Raw genomic sequence first — 15561 nt, 5'->3', positions numbered from 1 at the left:
ATAATAGGGTGATAATTTTCACATAGAAAGGATTTATATGCGTTTATTCATTTTCGCTTTGGTGGTGTGTTCTTGCTTTGGAGCACAGATCAAGATTGCGGCGGCGGCAAATTTAGGCCAAGCCCTAAAGGCGATCAAAACCGCGTTTTTAAAGCAACACCCCAAGGATAAAGTTTTGATCAGCTTTGGTTCTTCAGGGCAGTTGTTTAACCAAATCACCCAAGGCGCGCCCTATGATTTGTTCATCAGTGCTGACAAAGCCCGCCCCCTACGACTGGTGCGAGGCGGCTACACCTCTTACCCCGTGCAAGTCTATGCTAGAGGGGTGTTGGTGCTTTGGAGCGCAACTAAGCCGGTCAAATCCTTAGACGCGCTGCGCGATTCTTACGACCATTTGGCCATCGCCAACCCCACCCTCGCCCCCTATGGACGCGCGGGCATGGAAGTGTTGAAAAAATTGCGCCTTGCCGACACTTTGCAGCTTAAGATCGCCGAGGCCAACTCCGTGGGGCAGGCAACCTCCTATGTTGCTAGTCAAGCCGCACAGCTAGGCTTTAGCGCCCTCTCTTTAATGGATAAAAAGGCGCATTATTTCGTCATACCCCAAGAGTATTACAGCCCCATCGAGCAAGCAATGGTGCTCACTAAATGGGGCGGGGGCAAAAAATTAGCCAAAGAATTTGAAAGTTTCATTTTAAGCGCCAAAGGGCAAGCCCTTTTAAAAGCCTATGGCTATTTGATCGCCCCCTTTGACAACTGATTTCATCGCCACGCTCGCCCTCACCTTCAAGTTGGCGGGCCTCACGACCTTGATTTTATACCCCATCGGGCTAGCTTTGGGGGCGTATTTGGCGTTTAAAGACGGGGTGTTCAAACTTTTTGTGGAAACCTTAACTTGGATGCCTTTAGTCTTGCCTCCCACGGTGCTAGGCTTTTATCTTTTGGTGCTCTTTGCGCCCACAAGCCCCCTGGGGGCGTTTTTGCAAAAGTTTCACATCCGTTTTGTTTTTAGCTTTAGCGGTTTGGTGCTTGCCAGCGTCATTTTCTCTTTACCCTTTATGGTAAACCCCATCCAAAACGCCCTAAAGAGTTTGCCAAAGTCCCTAAGAGAAGCCAGCTATACTTTGGGCAAAAGCAAGGTTTTTACCTTCTTTCGGGTACTGCTGCCCAACATCAAACCCGCCTTATTGATGGCGGCCATCACGACTTTTGCGCACACTGTGGGCGAATTTGGGGTCGTGATGATGGTGGGGGGCAACCTTGAAGGGCAAACTAGGGTGGCTAGCATCGCCATTTATACCCAAACCGAAGCAAACAATTTAACGCTAGCCAATCAATACGCCCTCATCTTGAGCGTTTTGAGCTTTGCCCTGCTCTTTGCTGTGTTTTTGATTCAAAAACGCACGCAGGCTTTTTACAAATTTTAGGGTTTTTGTGTTAAAATGGGGGCTTAAATTATTAAAAGGTTTGCGTGATGAAGCGAGAAGCGAATTTGGCAGTCGGTGTTGGCGTTTTGAAAAAGGCCGTCCCCTTGTGCCTCTCTGTTGGTTTAGCAACAGCGTTTGTGGGGTGTGGCTGGTTTAAAAAACCCGGTGTTACGCAGCTCATCCCGCCCTCAGCCACAGGTCTACAAGCCCCCATTTATCCGCCCACGACCTTTAACAATGGGCGCAGCCCCCACTCCATGCCCGTTTTCCCCAAAGAAGCCCCTACCTCTCCACAGATCACGACCCGCTTTGACAACTCTAACCAAAGTGTCGCTCCCTCAGCGGGCGAAAATGGCATGATCGCCAACACTCCGATCCTCACTCCCACCAATGTGATCGAACTTAGCGCAGTGGGCATGGGTGTGGCACCTGAATCGACCATTTCCCCCTCCCAGGCCCTCGCTCTTGCTAAAAGGGCGGCGATCGTAGATGGCTACCGCCAACTAGGCGAAAAAATGTATGGGATTCGTGTGAATGCGACTGACACAGTCAAAGACATGATTTTGCAAAACTCCGTGATTAAAACCAAAGTCAATGCCTTGATCCGCAACGCCGAGATCACCGAAACGATCTACAAAGATGGGCTGTGCCAAGTGAGCATGGAACTCAAGCTCGATGGGCGCATTTGGTACAACGTCTTTAACCGCGCGCGCGGATAAGGCAGCGGGCTTAAATTTTGCGTTGGGGTGTTTTTTGGGGGCGGTTGTTAGCAGCCGGGCTCTTTGGACTGCTTTTAAGCGCGTGTAACCACCAGCCTAAAGTGGCTAAGCCCAAAAAACCCCATAAAAAGCTCTTTATTAAGAAGAGTTATGCGCAGCGTCAAAGGGAACAAGCTGCTAAGATCAGACAAGAGTTGGAGAAATTCAAGCTCATTTACATTTACACGCCCGTGTTGCGCTTTTACGACTACGGGACCATTGGGCGCACCAAAGAAGGGGATTTAGAATTAGTGCTCTATAAACTCAGCAAACGCCTAGGCGACATTGTCATCAAGAAAAACTACATTTGTTTTTCAGGGACTTGCACGGCGAAGTGGAGCGCAGCTAGGGACATGTTTGGCAAAGTGAGCTATGGCGATTTATTTGACGACATCGTGCTCGGGCGCGACATTTTTCATGGGCTAGGCAAGCAAATCGCTCCTAATGGCACGCTGATTCAGCGTTTTGTAGAAAATGGGCAGCTCATCTACTACGAGCGCAACCCCGAAAAAACCTTGTTTCAAAACATGACCACGGGTGTGGCGATCGTGTTTGAAGCCTACCATCCGCAATGATTTAGGGAGCTTGTTTTGCGCTTACGCTTTTTATGGCCTTTTTTACCGGTTTCTTTGGCGGCCAATGGGTTTCAAATCTCCGAGCAGAGCCTGAATGGCACCGCTTTGGGTTCGGCCTATGTGGCCGGGGCACGCGGGGCGGATGCGAGTTACTACAACCCCGCCAACATGGGTTTTACCAACGATTGGGGGGAGAATCGCAGCGAATTTGAAGTGACAAGCACGGTCATCAACATCCCGGCCTTTAGGTTTATGGTGCCTAGCAGCAATCAGGGACTCTACTCCATCACCAGCCTTGTGGTGGACAAGAGCAAGCAGAATTTATTGAAAATTCTTGACATTTTGGGGCTAGGCGATGTCGGCTCCACCATAGGCAATAAAATCATCGTCAATGGCATGCCCGCCGCCCAAAAGCTCATCAATGGCCTAGAGAATCTAACCAACCAAAAGGTCTTCACCGTAGCCTCCATGCCCAGCAATCAAGTGGTGCCCGGTTGGACGGGCACGACTAATTTTGTGTTGCCCAAATTCTTTTACAAGAGCCGCACGCACAACGGCTTTACTTTTGGAGGGAGCTTTACCGCCCCTTCAGGGCTTGGCATGAAGTGGCATGGGCCCGGGGGCGAGTTCTTGCGCGATGTGTTTATTATGATGGTCGAGGTCGCTCCGAGCATTAGTTATACCATTGGCAACCGCTTTTCTGTGGGTGTGTCGGGGCGCGGACTATATGCCACCGGCAGCTTCAACAACACTGTGTATGTGCCTTTGCACGGTGCCTCTGTGCTCACCGCGAGCCAAATTTTGGGTCTGCCTAACAAAGTCTTTAGCCAACAAGTGCCAAGCTCTATGCGCCAGCAGCTTGCCAACATCGGCTGGCAACCCGCCATGAACTGCCAGCCCAATGTCAACCCCAACTCCACATCTTGCCAAGCCTATTACAGCGGGCTCAAGCAAATCATGCAATACAGCGGGCTACAACAAGCCGACTCCGATCTGTATGGAACGGCGCAAGTGGTGCAACAGAGCAATGGCAGTGCGTGGAGTGGGGGTTATCGGGCGGCGGCGAGCATGCGCGTGTTTGACAATGGCATGTTTTCTGTGGTTTACAACAGCAGCGTGACATTCAACATGCACGGGGATTTAACCGCCTTGACTGAGTTGGGTCCTAGCTTAGGCGATGTTTTAACAAGGGGGCATTTGAACATCAATGTGTCCTTGCCAGAAATGCTAGACATCGCTTACGCCCACGAGTTTTTTAAGCACCACTTGCGCATTGAGGGGGTGTACCGGCGCACCTTTTGGTCGCAGGGCAATAAATTCTTGGTCACCCCCGACTTTGCCAATGCGAGTTACCAGGGCATTGGTGGGGCGGTGCAGACTTTAAACGCAGCCACCTTAAAAAAAATGGTGGGGTTGGCAGACTTTAGCGGGGTGATGAACATGGGAGCGGGCTGGCGCGACACCAACACCTTTAGGGTGGGGGCGACTTACATGGGGCGCTCTTTGCGCTTGATGGGGGCGTTTAGCTACGATCAAGCCCCCAGCCCGCAAGAGGCCATCGGCATTCCCGACTCCAATGGCTACACCATCGCCTTTGGGGCGAAGTACAACTTTAGGGGCTTTGACATCGGTTGGGGGGGGACTTTCACCTTTAAAAGCAACCGCAATAGCTATTACCAATCAAACGATTTGGGACAATTGCGTATTTTCTCTGCATCTTTGGGCTACCGCTGGTAGTTTTCTAGTAACTTTAAGTGCATGAAAAAGTATATTAGCTTAGAATGAAAGTTTAATTTTAGTTTTCAAGGATTGTCATGCCGCAGTCGGGTAGCACCCGTTGTATCCCATGGGTCGGGTTTGTTGCTGGGCTGGTGTTGGCGTTGTTGGTGTATTTTTCTATGGCACACCATTTAGAAAGCATCCAGCACAGCCTCAATCAACCCAAGCTGAGGATCGAGAGCATGCCCTTTGTCGCTGCCATTGCGGTTTTAATGGGGGTGTGGTGGATGAGCGAAGCCATTGAGTTGGTGGCGACCGCTTTGTTGCCCTTAGTGCTGTTTACCCTTTGTGGTGTAGCGGGTTTTAAAGAAGTGGGGGCGAGTTACGCAAGCCCCATTATCTTTTTGTTCATGGGCGGCTTTGTGCTGGCGATGGCGATGCAAAGGTGGAATTTACACACCCGAATCGCTTTAAACATCATCGCCCTAGTGGGGACTAGCCCTAGGGCCTTAGTCGCCGGGTTTATGCTCGCCACCGCATTTTTGTCTATGTGGGTTTCTAACACCGCCACGGCGGTGATGATGATGCCCGTGGGGCTTAGCGTGCTGCAATTGGTCGCCAAACTCTTAGAAGAAAAGCAGGGGCAAGCCACGCCCTTAGATTCAAGCCCGCTTTCACGCGCCAGCACACAGGGCGGGATTTTACAAAACATCGTAGATAAGGGGCAGGACGCTAAGACCCCGGTGCACCGCACCAATTTTAGCGTGTGTCTCATGCTAGGCATCGCTTACAGTGCTTCTATTGGCTCACTGGGCACGCTCATAGGTACGCCCCCCAACGCGCTTTTAGCCGGTTACATGCAAGAGGCCATGCATGTGAAAATTGACTTTGGCAAGTGGATGATCCTTGGCATGCCTTTATCTTTACTCATGCTCTTTGCCGCTTGGGCCCTGCTCACTTATACGATCTTTCCCATTGAAATTAAAAACATCCCCGGGGGCAAAGAGATGATTCAAGAAGAGCTAAAAAAACTAGGTGCGATGAACTCCGGGGAGCGTTGGGTCGCTTTTCTCTTTGTAGTCGCCTCTCTTAGTTGGATTTTCTTAGGCAGCTTTTTGCACTCTAGGGGGATTAAAATCCCTAACATCGATTCGATCATCGCGATGTCTGTGGCCGTGCTTTTATTCATTATCCCCGCGCAAAACACCTGTCTCATTGATTGGAACACCATGAAAAAGCTCCCGTGGGATGTGCTGCTGCTCTTTGGGGGGGGATTAGCCCTTTCAGCACAATTTTCTAAAACGGGCTTATCCTTGTGGATTGGCAAACAAGTCGCCCTGCTAGGCCACATCCCCCTTTTGCTCTTGATTGTATTGGTTACAACGATGGTGATCTTCTTGACCGAGATCACCTCCAACACCGCCACGGCGGCGGCCTTCTTACCCGTCTTAGGGGGCGTGGCGTTGGGGCTGGGCTTTAAGGGGGCTGAGGTGCTTTCACTCACCATCCCCGTGGCACTTGCCGCCACCTGCGCTTTCATGCTCCCTGTGGCGACACCGCCCAACGCGATCGCCTACGGCTCGGGCTATTTGCAAATGAAGGACATGATCAAGGCCGGCTTGTGGCTCAACTTGATCGGGATTGTCCTCATCAGCGGCTTTGCTTACAGCCTCGTTCATCTTATTTTTGTACGCTAAGGATTGTCATGAAACTTAAATCAAAATTTTTTGGCGAAAGTGCGCGTTACTTCACGGGAGGGGCTTTAGTTCTTTTAGCCATTGTGGTTTTTTCTTTAAACTCTTTATGGGTGTTTTGGGCGGTGTTAGGAGCGGCTTATTTGATCGGCGGGCACGAAGCCTTGCACCTTTATCAAAAAATCTATGGCTATGCGCCCAATGTGTGGCATTATGTGGGCTTGATCTTTGTGTGGTGTTTTGTCTACATCGCCCCGCCCATTGAGAGTGTGGTGATGATAGGGATGTTTGTGGTCGGGTTCTTGGCTTATAAGGGCTTTGATGTGCGCCACAGCTTTATCTTCATTTACCCCACTTTGCCTTTTGTCTACATTTTGGCTCTATTTAGAGAGTTTGGGGTGATGGCGGTGGTGTGGCTTGTAGTGGTGGTGGTGTTTACCGATGTGGGGGCGTATTTTGGCGGACGACTCTTTGGCAACATCCCCCTAAGCCCCACCTCGCCTAAAAAAACCCTTGAAGAGTATTTTATCGGCTTCATGTTTGCGAGTGTGGTGGGGGGGCTGGTGGGCTTAAAATATGTAGACTTTCTTTATGCCTTCGTAACCAGTGCTCTCATAGTATCAGCGCGATTTGGGGGGATTTGTATGAGAGCTCTTTAAAAAGGCGGGCGGGGGTGAAGGACAGCGGAAGCATCTTGCCCGGGCATGGGGGGGTGTTAGACCGCCTAGATGCCATGTTCTTTGCCGCCATAAGTTTGCACTTCTTGTTGCGTACTAAAGCCGCTATAGAAGCCGCTTTATGATCATTTTAGGCAGCACGGGCTCAGTGGGGCGGCAAGCCCTAGAGGTGGCACAGCTGTTTAACTTACCCATAGAGGCTTTAAGTGCGGGGCGCAATGTAGAGCTACTAAATACACAAATCGCCGCCCACAAGCCTAAAAAAGTCGCCATTTTAGACAAAAAAGACTACCCTCTACTAAAAGCCCCGCAAGGCACAGAAATTTTTATTGGAGCAGAGGGGATCGCCCAAATGGTGGCGCGTGCCCAAAGTTCCTTAGTGTTAAACGCCCTTGTGGGCTTTGGCGGGTTAGAGCCCAGCTTGTGCGCTTTTAAAGCGGGCAAGACTTTAGCTTTAGCAAATAAAGAGTCCTTAGTGGTGGGTGGGTGGCTTTTAAAAGGGGCGAAGATTTTGCCCATCGATAGCGAGCACTTTGCGCTCCACTCACTGCTCAAAAACACAGCTGAAGAGAGTGTAGACACGCTGTTTTTAACGGCCAGCGGGGGGGCGTTGCGCGACACCCCCTTAGAGCAAATCGCCAGCCAAAACCTTGGTGCGGTGCTAAAACACCCTAACTGGCACATGGGCGCAGACATCACGATCAACTCGGCGAGCATGGTCAATAAACTCTTTGAAGTGCTGGAAGCCTTTTGGCTCTTTGGGGGGCTTAAAGTGGATGCGTGCCTTGAGCGCAGCTCTAGCGTGCACGCCTTAGTGCGCTTTAAAGACCAAAGCTACCATGCGCACTTAAGCCGTCCTGACATGCGCTTATCCATCCTGCACGCCCTAAGCCCCCAAAATGTCCCCAAAGCTCCTATCAAACCCCTAGAGATATTTAGCACCCCACTTAAATTCGAACCCATAGACACCGATAGATACCCCCTTTGGAGATTTAAAAACCTCCTTCTAGATCAACCCAAATTAGGCGTGGTGCTCAACGCCAGCAATGAAGAGGCCCTAAGAGCCTTTAAAACGGGAGCCATACCCTTTGGCAACATCAATGCCCTAGTGGCTAAGAGCCTAGAACATTTTAAAGGCCAACTCCTGCTTTAGAAAATTTGGAGCAAATCCAAGCGTTAGACAAAGAAGTGCGCTGTTTTGTGCAGGGCTTACGCTAAACTTACAGGCGCACTAAAACTTAAGTTAAAGTTAATTTTGTTTGGATAGAATCAGCCTTTTACGGAGTATGGCGCAGCCTGATTAGCGCGCACCCTTGGGGTGGGTGAGGTCGTGGGTTTGAATCCCGCTACTCCGACCATTTCCTTGTAAACTTTTTTACCCAACAAGTGCTTAGACGGATTGTGGATTTCTAGTTGTGCCCTTAGTCTGCAGTTTTGCTTGTAAAGACTTGCTCGTTAATTTAGCTTGCAGTTTCTTGTGGACCTAGCCCACACACCACTCAACCCTACTTTTTCCCCCGAATTAAAGATCTTTCATAGTTGATGCCGTCATCGTCTTGGTTTTGCTGGGTGCTTTGTTGTGTCGTTTGTTTTGCGCCAGGGGCTTTTTGTGTAGCGGCGGGTTTGCTAGGCGCTGTGCTTTTAGCAGGGGTGCTTTGGGCAGCACACCCTGTGATGAAAAGAGCCGCCAAAAAAGCGGTGGTCAAGGCGTGTCTGTTCATGGGTTCTCCTCTTATCTTTTTTCAGAACCCGCTATTATAGCACGCCTTGCGCCCAAGATTGCCAAAATTACATTAATGTGGCAAATCGTAGATGGGGCAATCTTTCACGCCGATGTGGTGTCTTGTGAATTTCTCCACATTGGCTTGGGCTTTTTTGGGGTCAGTCACCCACGTTCTGTAAAACTCAAAGGGGCATTCGGCCACGCCTTTATCTCCATCACCACTGATGAAGACCCCGCTATAGCCTCTGTGTAAGAGTTTGAAGAGTTGGTTTTGGCTTTGGTCGTGTTTGCGTGCATCGCGGATTTCGTGCACAGAGAGTTGGGCGTATTGAATCCCATACTCTTCTTCCCCACACTCACCCAAAGTGCGTCCGTCAAAGCCTACAATGCTGGAATGTCCGAAGTAAGAATACACTCCATCAAACCCAGCGGCGTTGGCCACCGCCACATAGCACTGGTTCGCCCATGCCATGGCTTTGACCATTGTGATTTGTTGTTCTTTAGCCGGATACATATAGCCTTGACAGCGCACAATGAGCTCAGCCCCACGCATGGCGCAGTCACGCCAAATTTCAGGGTAGTTGCCATCATCGCAGATGATGAGCGAAACTTTTAAGCCTTTAGGCCCATCCACGACATAGGTTTTATCCCCCGGATACCAGCACTCAATGGGGCACCAGGGCAAAATTTTGCGGTACTTTTGCACGATCTCACCTTTGTCATTGATGAGAATGAGGGTGTTGTAGGGATTCTTTTTAGGGTCTTCGTGCTTTTCACCCGTTAAAGAAAACACGCCCCACACCTTGTTCTTTTTGCAGGCGTTGGCAAAAATCGTGGTCTCTTCACCAGGCACACTCGCCGCCGTGTCAAACATTTCTTTGCGGTCGTACATGATGCCGTGCGTGCTGTACTCAGGAAAGATGATTAAATCTAACCCAGGCAAACCTTGTTTCACGCCTGTAATCATGTCTGCAATTTTATGGCAATTGTCTAGGACATCTTGTTTGGTGTGTAGCCTAGGCATTTTGTAATTCACCACCGCCACGCCAACGGTGTCGGGACTGCTGCTAATATCTCCGTGTCGCATTGCTGCTCCTTTAAATTTTATCAAAATGCGCCGAGACTTTAAGCCTACAAAGTAAACAATTCCATAATGCTTATAGCGGATCAAATTGTCAACAAGGTTGTTTTTGAGCAACAAGACAAAGGGCCTTTAAGTGGGTGGAGGGCAAAAACCCTAAAAAGCTTACAACCCAAAAAAAGGCAGAGAGCACAGAAGTTATTTTAAAAAACTAAAGCAAGGTTTTTTATAAAAACCCTCAAATGGAGGAAGTGGTGGATCTTTGTAGATTTTATTAAAGATTTAATTAAAAAATTAAAGTTAAATCAAGGAGATAACTAGTAGGAACGAATCGGTTTGGTTTTTAGCTTTAAAAACCGCCTAGATAAATTGTCTAGTGTAAGCCCGTGTCCCTGCAAAGAGCGCACATGAAATCTAATAGAAAACTTTTATTTTTTAAACTATAATAATCTCATCTTTTAAGGGAGAAAAATGGCAAATTTAGTAAAAAGTACGAGTCAAATGGTGTTGCTGATTTTGTTGTGTTTAAGTGGGAATTATGCTAGTGAATATACCAGCGTCAAGACGAGTGAAAAGGCAAACTTTTATCTTAAGTCTGGCTTAAAGGCCTATAAGAGTAGACATTATTCCAGAGCTCTGCAAGACTTTCAAGAAGCAGCAGATTTGGGGAGTGGTGAGGCTTGCTATCATTTGGGCTTGATGTATAAAAACGGCCAAGGCACTTCTAGAAAGTATCTTAGAGCTTTACAGTACTACCAAAAAGCAGGGGAACTGGGGGATGCTAGGGGTTATTACAACTTGGGGGTGATGTATAAATATGGCATTGGAGTCAAACAGGATAAAAGGACAGCTCAACGTTATTTTCAACAAGCTTGCGATTTAGATCATCAAGATGGTTGTGAAGATGTTGAAGGGACAGAACCATATCAAGATCTTAAAAATACAAAATCCCATGAGCCCTAAAACAGTTACACAACACTTATTTCCCGTTAGCTAGATAATTATGTCAAAGGCGATTTTGGGGGCTTGTTTGGCAACTCAGGTGATTTACATATCCCCTTTGAAGCGTTTAAATGGGATTTGCTTGAAGCTTTTAAGGGTAATGATTGGGAGTTGCAAAGGGCATTTTGCAAATTGCAACCCTACTTAGTGGGAGAAATCTTGCTCTTTGAAATCACAAAAGACACAAACACCCCCCAAAGATTTTTGTCTAAAGACTCTGTGGAAAACATTTGCAAGACACTTAAACAACAGGAAATGCAAGAGAGAAACAACCTCACACATTTAGTGCATATCTTGTGCCAAACCCCCTTGAAGTCGCCCCTTTTACAGCCAAAAACAAGACTGATGCGCCTTTACTTAGAAAAAGGCTGTGGGGTTTTAGAGCTAAACGCCTCGTTTGCACTAGACAGAGCTTTGCAACGCACAGAGATCGCTTTTACAAGTGTCCCTATCAACATAGATGGCACACACCGCTATTATTTTCCTCTTGTCTTTAGATTATGGGCTTTAGAACGCTTGCAAGAGCTGTTTAAAAGAGAGCATAAAGGCACCTTAGCAGCTTTATTGTCAAGACTAAGACCCCCTCACTTCTCTATGTTATGCCGTTTTGGGCGTTTTGAGCGGGAGAGATGGCACTCTTGTTTTTATGCCATGCTCGAGCATTTACAACTCCCCTTACACATAGCAAGAATAGAGGGGGCGTGGCAAGCAGATCGCGTGTTAGGGTTCCCCCCTTTTGCACTCTTGTTAAACGACAAGCCCACGCTCTCTAGAGATATTAATTTTTTTCTACAAGGAGGCAGACACAACACTCTCCCCCTTCTTCAAAGAAGCGAAAGATTTGAAACAAAGACTCCCAGAGAAGAGAGATTGAAGCACACCAGCGAGGGGGATAGAATGACGGCTATGGTGCATGGCGGGGCAATTGACATGGATTGCCAAGAGGAAGTGCCAGACACACAACCCTTGCTCTACACCCCAGAAACCCTCATGGGCTTTTTAAATGAAGTGAGCGGACAAGAAAAGGCAAAACATGCCCTATGTATCGCCATCAGCGAACACCACGCCCGTTCTTTGGGGCAATCCAGCCTAGAGAAAACCAACTTGCTTTTAATCGGGCCCTCGGGCAGTGGCAAGACCTTTATGACAACCACACTCTTAAAAAACCTAGACATCCCCCACTACATCGCAGACGCTTCAAGCTTAACCCCCACAGGGTGGCGGGGCGAAGAGGTGCAAAGCATTTTCATTGGGCTTTACATCAATGCGGACAAAGACATAGAAAAAGCCCAAAAAGGGGTGATTTTCTTAGATGAAGTGGATAAGTTGGGCTTAGAGGTGACCGACCAGCAATTTAAAAGTTTGGTGCAAACCGAACTTCTAAAACTCATGGAGGGGCACACCATCACCTTTGAGCACAATAAACAGAGCATCACCATGAAAACCGATGGAATTTTGTTTGTCTTTGCCGGGCATTTTAAGGACTTGTATGCCAACAACACAGGCAAAAATGCAGAGCAATCCCAAAACCCCATCGGCTTTACACAAAACCCCGCTCCCACTATGCCCTACAATAAAGCCCTAGAAGAGGTGAATAGCAAGGATTTACAACGCTGTGGGCTGTTTAGAGAGTTTGTCGGACGGATTGGCTTAAGGGTGGTTTTAGAACCCATAAACCCCAAATGCTCGCCGATGCCATCATAAACGAGCTAAAGCCCTTTCGCAAACATTTCCAAAGACATGGCAGTGATTTAGAGATAGACAATGGGGCTAGAGAAACTCTCATCGTCCAGGCCATGCAAGAGGAAACGGGCATGCGTGCCATCAAAACCCTTCTAGCCCAAACCATCCACTACCTAAGATTTGACATGAAGGCGTGGGAGGGGTTTGTGTGTGTTGTCACGGAAGAAACTATAATAAAATAAAAAAGAGCCCGAGAAAACCCCCTTCTAATGCACCTTAAGAAACATGGTTGATGTCTAGGTGTGTCAAAAATGGTAGAACGGGAGTTTTACAACTTTGCTAGGCCAAAACAAGGGACAAAGGAAAAAGATAAGGCACTAAAGCCTAACACACTCCAAAAAAGCCTAGCCTAAGCATCCTTTTCTTCTGTTGTATCATCCTCATCTACACCTAATTCTAAAATTTTCAAGGGGGCGATGGCGTTGCCAGCAATACCTTCAATACAGCCACGTGTGCGCGCCACAATGAAATGCAAGCCCTCTATTTGTTTCTCCCTTTTCGCCCATTGCTTCTCAAGCTTACCCATGTATTTCTTTGCTTCTTTTTTCTCTTCATTGAGGCTAGCTTGCATGGCTTGAAAAATCACAATGGCATCGTGCACTTCTCTTGCAAACTCTGCCCCCACCAAGTAATTATAGAGCTCGTGGACTTTACCGCCCTTGTTTTCTTGGCTTCTTTGCGCTAAGGCGACATGCAAAATCATCTCCCTTAAAATCCCACAAAGCCCCTTAAATTCTTGAAAAGTGCAGACATACACACCTTTATAAAGCCCCATGCGCTCCATCGTTTTAGGCAGGGCTTGTGTCACAAGCACCCCCAAATGCGCCCCGCATTCCCGTTTGTTTTGTGTGAGTTTTTCAATCCATTCTTCTTTGAAATGTTGGGCGCGCTTGCTTTCATAACAAATCATGCCACAATCTTGCCCCCTATCGTCCCGCACGATTTGTAAACAATCCGCTCCCCTTGTTCCTTTGGGGACTTCTTGAATGCCATCTAGTGGGAAATTATGGCGTAAATATTCCTCAATCACCAACTCTTGGACTTCTCCTTGTAATTGTTGCGAAATTGTGGGTTGTGCTTTTTTATGGGCTTCTTCTAGGGCTTTTTCTAACCGCTCTTTTTGCACCCTTTCTTCTTTGATTTTGAGCTCGTATTCTTCTTGCAACTTGAGCCTTAAAGTTTTTTCTATTACTTCTTGCTGTGCCTGCAATTGCATGGCATTTTGGGCTTGCAAGCGGGCTTGCTCTTGCTGTATTTGGGCTTGCATTTGGGCGCGTTCTTTCTCGAGAGCCTGTGCTATACCCTGTTGTACTTGCTGTGCCATTACTTGCTTTTGGGCTTCTAGCTGTTTTAGGGCTTCTTGGGTTTCTTGCTTGTTTTTAGCCATTTGTGTGTTTAAGCGGGCTTGCTCTTGGGATAAACGGGTTTTCTCTTGCTCTAAATTAGCCTTCTCTTGAGCCATTTTGTGTTCTAACTCTTTGGCAACTTGCTCAGATAGAATCTCGCCCACATTAAAGGTGTGCTGACAATTAGGGCATGTGATGCTGTCGTTCATGGTTGTCCTTTGTGTTTAATATATGTTATTTTAAAGCATTTTACATAAAAGAGTTGTGCCATGATCATCACCATCGCCAATGAAAAAGGGGGGAGCGGTAAAAGCACTTTATGCATCAACCTAGCCTTGCAGTTTTTAAAAGAGCAAAAAGACATCGTGGTGTTAGACACCGACCCACAACAAAGCGTAGAAGTCTTTGTCAATATCAGGGGCGAAACTAATTTGCCCACCTTCCCCCTTTTTAACAGAACGGGCAACATCACAGACACGCTCAAACAAATGATAGGTAAGTACCACACCATTGTCATAGACACCAAGGGCGAGCATTCTAAAGAGAGCCAACGGGCGATTTTACTCAGCGATCTTGTGCTGATTCCCACCACCCCAAGCCAGCTAGACACCGCTGTTTTGTTGGAAATGTTTGAGCGCATTGAAAACCTTCAAGCTCTCAACGAGAAACTAAAAGCCTTGATTCTCATCAACCGCATGCCCCCCATCCCCATCCTCAAAGAAAAACAAGCGTTGGTAAGCTTCATCAAGCAACACAACACCAACGACCGAGTTTTTTTGTTAGACAGCAGCCTATGTGAGCGCATCGCCTTTAAGCGCAGCATCGCCGAGGGCTTAGGAGTGATGGAGTACAACGACCCTAAAGCTAAGGCTGAGTGGGAACAATTCTTTGATGAGTTGAGCACCCACTTCTCTATCCCACATTAGGAGCACCAATGCAATTTAAAAACACCAAGAGAGGCACCAACATGGACGCAAACGAACTAGAAGTTCTAGACTCCAAATTCACCAACGAGCCAAACAAGGACACCAAGAAATACTACACCTTGTTTTTGTCTCAAGCCACGATGGCGAAACTAGAGACCTACCTTAAAGAGTTTGGGCGTTTCAAAGAGAACAAGAGCACTTTTATCCAAGAAGCCCTAGAAGAGCATTTAAAACGCAAAAAAGAGCAGATCAAACAAGAGTTGTCTCACAAGTTGGATAAGTTAGACTAGATAAAACCCTTGTCTAGCTGGTCTTATTTGCTTTGTAACGCTCGCTCTACCACCCTTTTAGCATCTTTTGCCCTTTGACAAATCACTTGGCTTAGGGTAGCAAGAAAACTTGCGGATGGGGTGTATTGAGGGTGTGCGATGAAGGCAAAGTCTTTGAGTTTGTCTAAAATTGCCAAATGTTTAGGCATGGCGTGCATTTTTACGAGCTTGTCAAAGCGGTGATTAAAATAACTTTTAAAAAACGGGGTTTTGCGCCCTAGCTTGAAGTGGTGGATGATTTGGGAGCTCTGCCCCCCTTTAATGAAATTGATGAACGCCCGCCCATTGTCAAAGATAGGAGCAGGTTTCATGAGTGTATTTGTGTCGTTGTCAATCAGCATCCCAAAATTACCTAAATGCCGATCCACATTGCCAATGATGGCATCAAAGAGCATGAGATCGCTTAGAGCCTGTTTACCCATCACAGATTCTATTGCCTCTTGTGCCCTTGCATCATCAAAACTGGTCTCTGCCCTCAACTCTATTGCGGTGTTAATGAAGCCTGGGCTTTTAAGTAAGCCCTCGTTTTCAAACCAAACCATCGTTTAACCTCTTAACCCT

The 15561-nt window shown here is 47.6% G+C and carries 17 protein-coding genes, 1 tRNA gene and 1 pseudogene; 15 read left to right on the top strand and 4 right to left on the bottom strand.

Annotated elements, in window-relative coordinates:
* Positions 1-37: 37 nt before the first annotated feature.
* The 10 genes and pseudogenes from modA to QUE23_RS08475 all read left to right on the top strand — a co-directional run bounded on the left by modA (position 38) and on the right by QUE23_RS08475 (position 8208).
* Positions 38-760, top strand: a complete 723-nt coding sequence (modA, locus tag QUE23_RS08515) for a molybdate ABC transporter substrate-binding protein (protein ID WP_286348595.1) — start codon at positions 38-40, stop codon at positions 758-760.
* On the top strand, positions 750-1427 hold the full coding sequence (modB, locus tag QUE23_RS08510) for a molybdate ABC transporter permease subunit (protein ID WP_286348594.1): 678 nt from the start codon (positions 750-752) through the stop codon (positions 1425-1427). Before modA ends, modB begins: the two co-directional genes overlap by 11 nt.
* A gap of 86 nt (positions 1428-1513) precedes the next feature.
* On the top strand, positions 1514-2146 hold the full coding sequence (locus QUE23_RS08505; protein WP_434802018.1) for an LPP20 family lipoprotein: 633 nt from the start codon (positions 1514-1516) through the stop codon (positions 2144-2146).
* Positions 2147-2247: 101 nt separating this feature from the next.
* Positions 2248-2760, top strand: a complete 513-nt coding sequence (locus tag QUE23_RS08500) for an HP0838 family lipoprotein (RefSeq protein ID WP_434802017.1) — start codon at positions 2248-2250, stop codon at positions 2758-2760.
* 15 nt (positions 2761-2775) lie between these two features.
* The gene (locus QUE23_RS08495) at positions 2776-4497 is read left to right on the top strand and encodes an OmpP1/FadL family transporter (protein WP_286348592.1); all 1722 of its coding nucleotides are present in this window, start codon (positions 2776-2778) and stop codon (positions 4495-4497) included.
* 77 nt (positions 4498-4574) lie between these two features.
* Positions 4575-6176: an SLC13 family permease gene (locus QUE23_RS08490; protein WP_286348591.1), complete on the top strand. Its 1602-nt coding sequence runs from the start codon at positions 4575-4577 to the stop codon at positions 6174-6176.
* 8 nt (positions 6177-6184) lie between these two features.
* Complete coding sequence (locus QUE23_RS08485; RefSeq protein ID WP_353622229.1) at positions 6185-6832, top strand: phosphatidate cytidylyltransferase; 648 nt, start codon at positions 6185-6187, stop codon at positions 6830-6832.
* Entirely contained in the window at positions 6814-6975 is a 162-nt protein-coding gene (locus QUE23_RS10065; RefSeq protein ID WP_353622228.1) for a phosphatidate cytidylyltransferase, read from the top strand. The genes QUE23_RS08485 and QUE23_RS10065 overlap by 19 nt, the downstream gene beginning before the upstream one ends.
* Positions 6972-8068: pseudogene (dxr, locus tag QUE23_RS08480) on the top strand (1-deoxy-D-xylulose-5-phosphate reductoisomerase). The gene QUE23_RS10065 and the pseudogene dxr overlap by 4 nt, the downstream one beginning before the upstream one ends.
* Before the next feature lie 62 nt (positions 8069-8130).
* Positions 8131-8208: transfer RNA gene (locus QUE23_RS08475), tRNA-Pro, on the top strand.
* 147 nt (positions 8209-8355) lie between these two features.
* Here the strand turns inward: QUE23_RS08475 and QUE23_RS08470 are convergent.
* Positions 8356-8571, bottom strand: coding sequence for a hypothetical protein (locus QUE23_RS08470; protein ID WP_286348590.1), 216 nt, complete (start codon positions 8569-8571; stop codon positions 8356-8358).
* Positions 8572-8643: 72 nt separating this feature from the next.
* On the bottom strand, positions 8644-9660 hold the full coding sequence (locus tag QUE23_RS08465; RefSeq protein WP_285758221.1) for an aliphatic amidase: 1017 nt from the start codon (positions 9658-9660) through the stop codon (positions 8644-8646).
* A 465-nt stretch (positions 9661-10125) separates the two neighbouring features.
* On the opposite strand from QUE23_RS08465, the gene QUE23_RS08460 reads away from it, so the two are divergent.
* The 3 genes from QUE23_RS08460 to QUE23_RS08450 all read left to right on the top strand — a co-directional run bounded on the left by QUE23_RS08460 (position 10126) and on the right by QUE23_RS08450 (position 12581).
* Entirely contained in the window at positions 10126-10617 is a 492-nt protein-coding gene (locus tag QUE23_RS08460; protein WP_286348589.1) for a tetratricopeptide repeat protein, read from the top strand.
* A 63-nt stretch (positions 10618-10680) separates the two neighbouring features.
* Positions 10681-12360: an AAA family ATPase gene (locus tag QUE23_RS08455; protein ID WP_286348588.1), complete on the top strand. Its 1680-nt coding sequence runs from the start codon at positions 10681-10683 to the stop codon at positions 12358-12360.
* Complete coding sequence (locus QUE23_RS08450; RefSeq protein WP_286348587.1) at positions 12339-12581, top strand: hypothetical protein; 243 nt, start codon at positions 12339-12341, stop codon at positions 12579-12581. The genes QUE23_RS08455 and QUE23_RS08450 overlap by 22 nt, the downstream gene beginning before the upstream one ends.
* 167 nt (positions 12582-12748) lie before the next feature.
* Here the strand turns inward: QUE23_RS08450 and QUE23_RS08445 are convergent, their stop codons facing one another.
* Positions 12749-13954 (bottom strand): DUF2130 domain-containing protein, encoded by a 1206-nt coding sequence (locus QUE23_RS08445; RefSeq protein ID WP_286348022.1) that lies wholly within the window; start codon positions 13952-13954, stop codon positions 12749-12751.
* Positions 13955-14014: 60 nt separating this feature from the next.
* On the opposite strand from QUE23_RS08445, the gene QUE23_RS08440 reads away from it, so the two are divergent.
* Positions 14015-14671 (top strand): AAA family ATPase, encoded by a 657-nt coding sequence (locus QUE23_RS08440; protein ID WP_286348586.1) that lies wholly within the window; start codon positions 14015-14017, stop codon positions 14669-14671.
* Positions 14672-14679: 8 nt separating this feature from the next.
* Positions 14680-14961, top strand: a complete 282-nt coding sequence (locus tag QUE23_RS08435; RefSeq protein ID WP_286348585.1) for a hypothetical protein — start codon at positions 14680-14682, stop codon at positions 14959-14961.
* Positions 14962-14984: 23 nt separating this feature from the next.
* Here the strand turns inward: QUE23_RS08435 and QUE23_RS08430 are convergent, their stop codons facing one another.
* Complete coding sequence (locus QUE23_RS08430; protein ID WP_286348584.1) at positions 14985-15542, bottom strand: hypothetical protein; 558 nt, start codon at positions 15540-15542, stop codon at positions 14985-14987.
* Between the last annotated feature and the right edge of the window lie 19 nt (positions 15543-15561).

This window comes from Helicobacter felistomachi (assembly GCF_030296895.1).
GTDB classification, from domain to species: domain Bacteria; phylum Campylobacterota; class Campylobacteria; order Campylobacterales; family Helicobacteraceae; genus Helicobacter; species Helicobacter felistomachi.
Note: the sequence above shows the minus strand (reverse complement) of the source record. Positions and strands in the feature narration are given on the sequence as shown.

Excerpts from the sequence above, each read along its gene's own strand:
- modA (WP_286348595.1), top strand. The coding sequence starts at position 38 with ATGCGTTTATTCATTTTCGCTTTGGTGGTGTGTTCTTGCTTTGGAGCA.
- QUE23_RS08490 (WP_286348591.1), top strand. The coding sequence starts at position 4,575 with ATGCCGCAGTCGGGTAGCACCCGTTGTATCCCATGGGTCGGGTTTGTT.
- QUE23_RS08485 (WP_353622229.1), top strand. The coding sequence starts at position 6,185 with ATGAAACTTAAATCAAAATTTTTTGGCGAAAGTGCGCGTTACTTCACG.
- QUE23_RS08470 (WP_286348590.1), bottom strand. The coding sequence starts at position 8,571 with ATGAACAGACACGCCTTGACCACCGCTTTTTTGGCGGCTCTTTTCATC.
- QUE23_RS08465 (WP_285758221.1), bottom strand. The coding sequence starts at position 9,660 with ATGCGACACGGAGATATTAGCAGCAGTCCCGACACCGTTGGCGTGGCG.
- QUE23_RS08460 (WP_286348589.1), top strand. The coding sequence starts at position 10,126 with ATGGCAAATTTAGTAAAAAGTACGAGTCAAATGGTGTTGCTGATTTTG.
- QUE23_RS08450 (WP_286348587.1), top strand. The coding sequence starts at position 12,339 with ATGCTCGCCGATGCCATCATAAACGAGCTAAAGCCCTTTCGCAAACAT.
- QUE23_RS08445 (WP_286348022.1), bottom strand. The coding sequence starts at position 13,954 with ATGAACGACAGCATCACATGCCCTAATTGTCAGCACACCTTTAATGTG.
- QUE23_RS08440 (WP_286348586.1), top strand. The coding sequence starts at position 14,015 with ATGATCATCACCATCGCCAATGAAAAAGGGGGGAGCGGTAAAAGCACT.
- QUE23_RS08435 (WP_286348585.1), top strand. The coding sequence starts at position 14,680 with ATGCAATTTAAAAACACCAAGAGAGGCACCAACATGGACGCAAACGAA.
- QUE23_RS08430 (WP_286348584.1), bottom strand. The coding sequence starts at position 15,542 with ATGGTTTGGTTTGAAAACGAGGGCTTACTTAAAAGCCCAGGCTTCATT.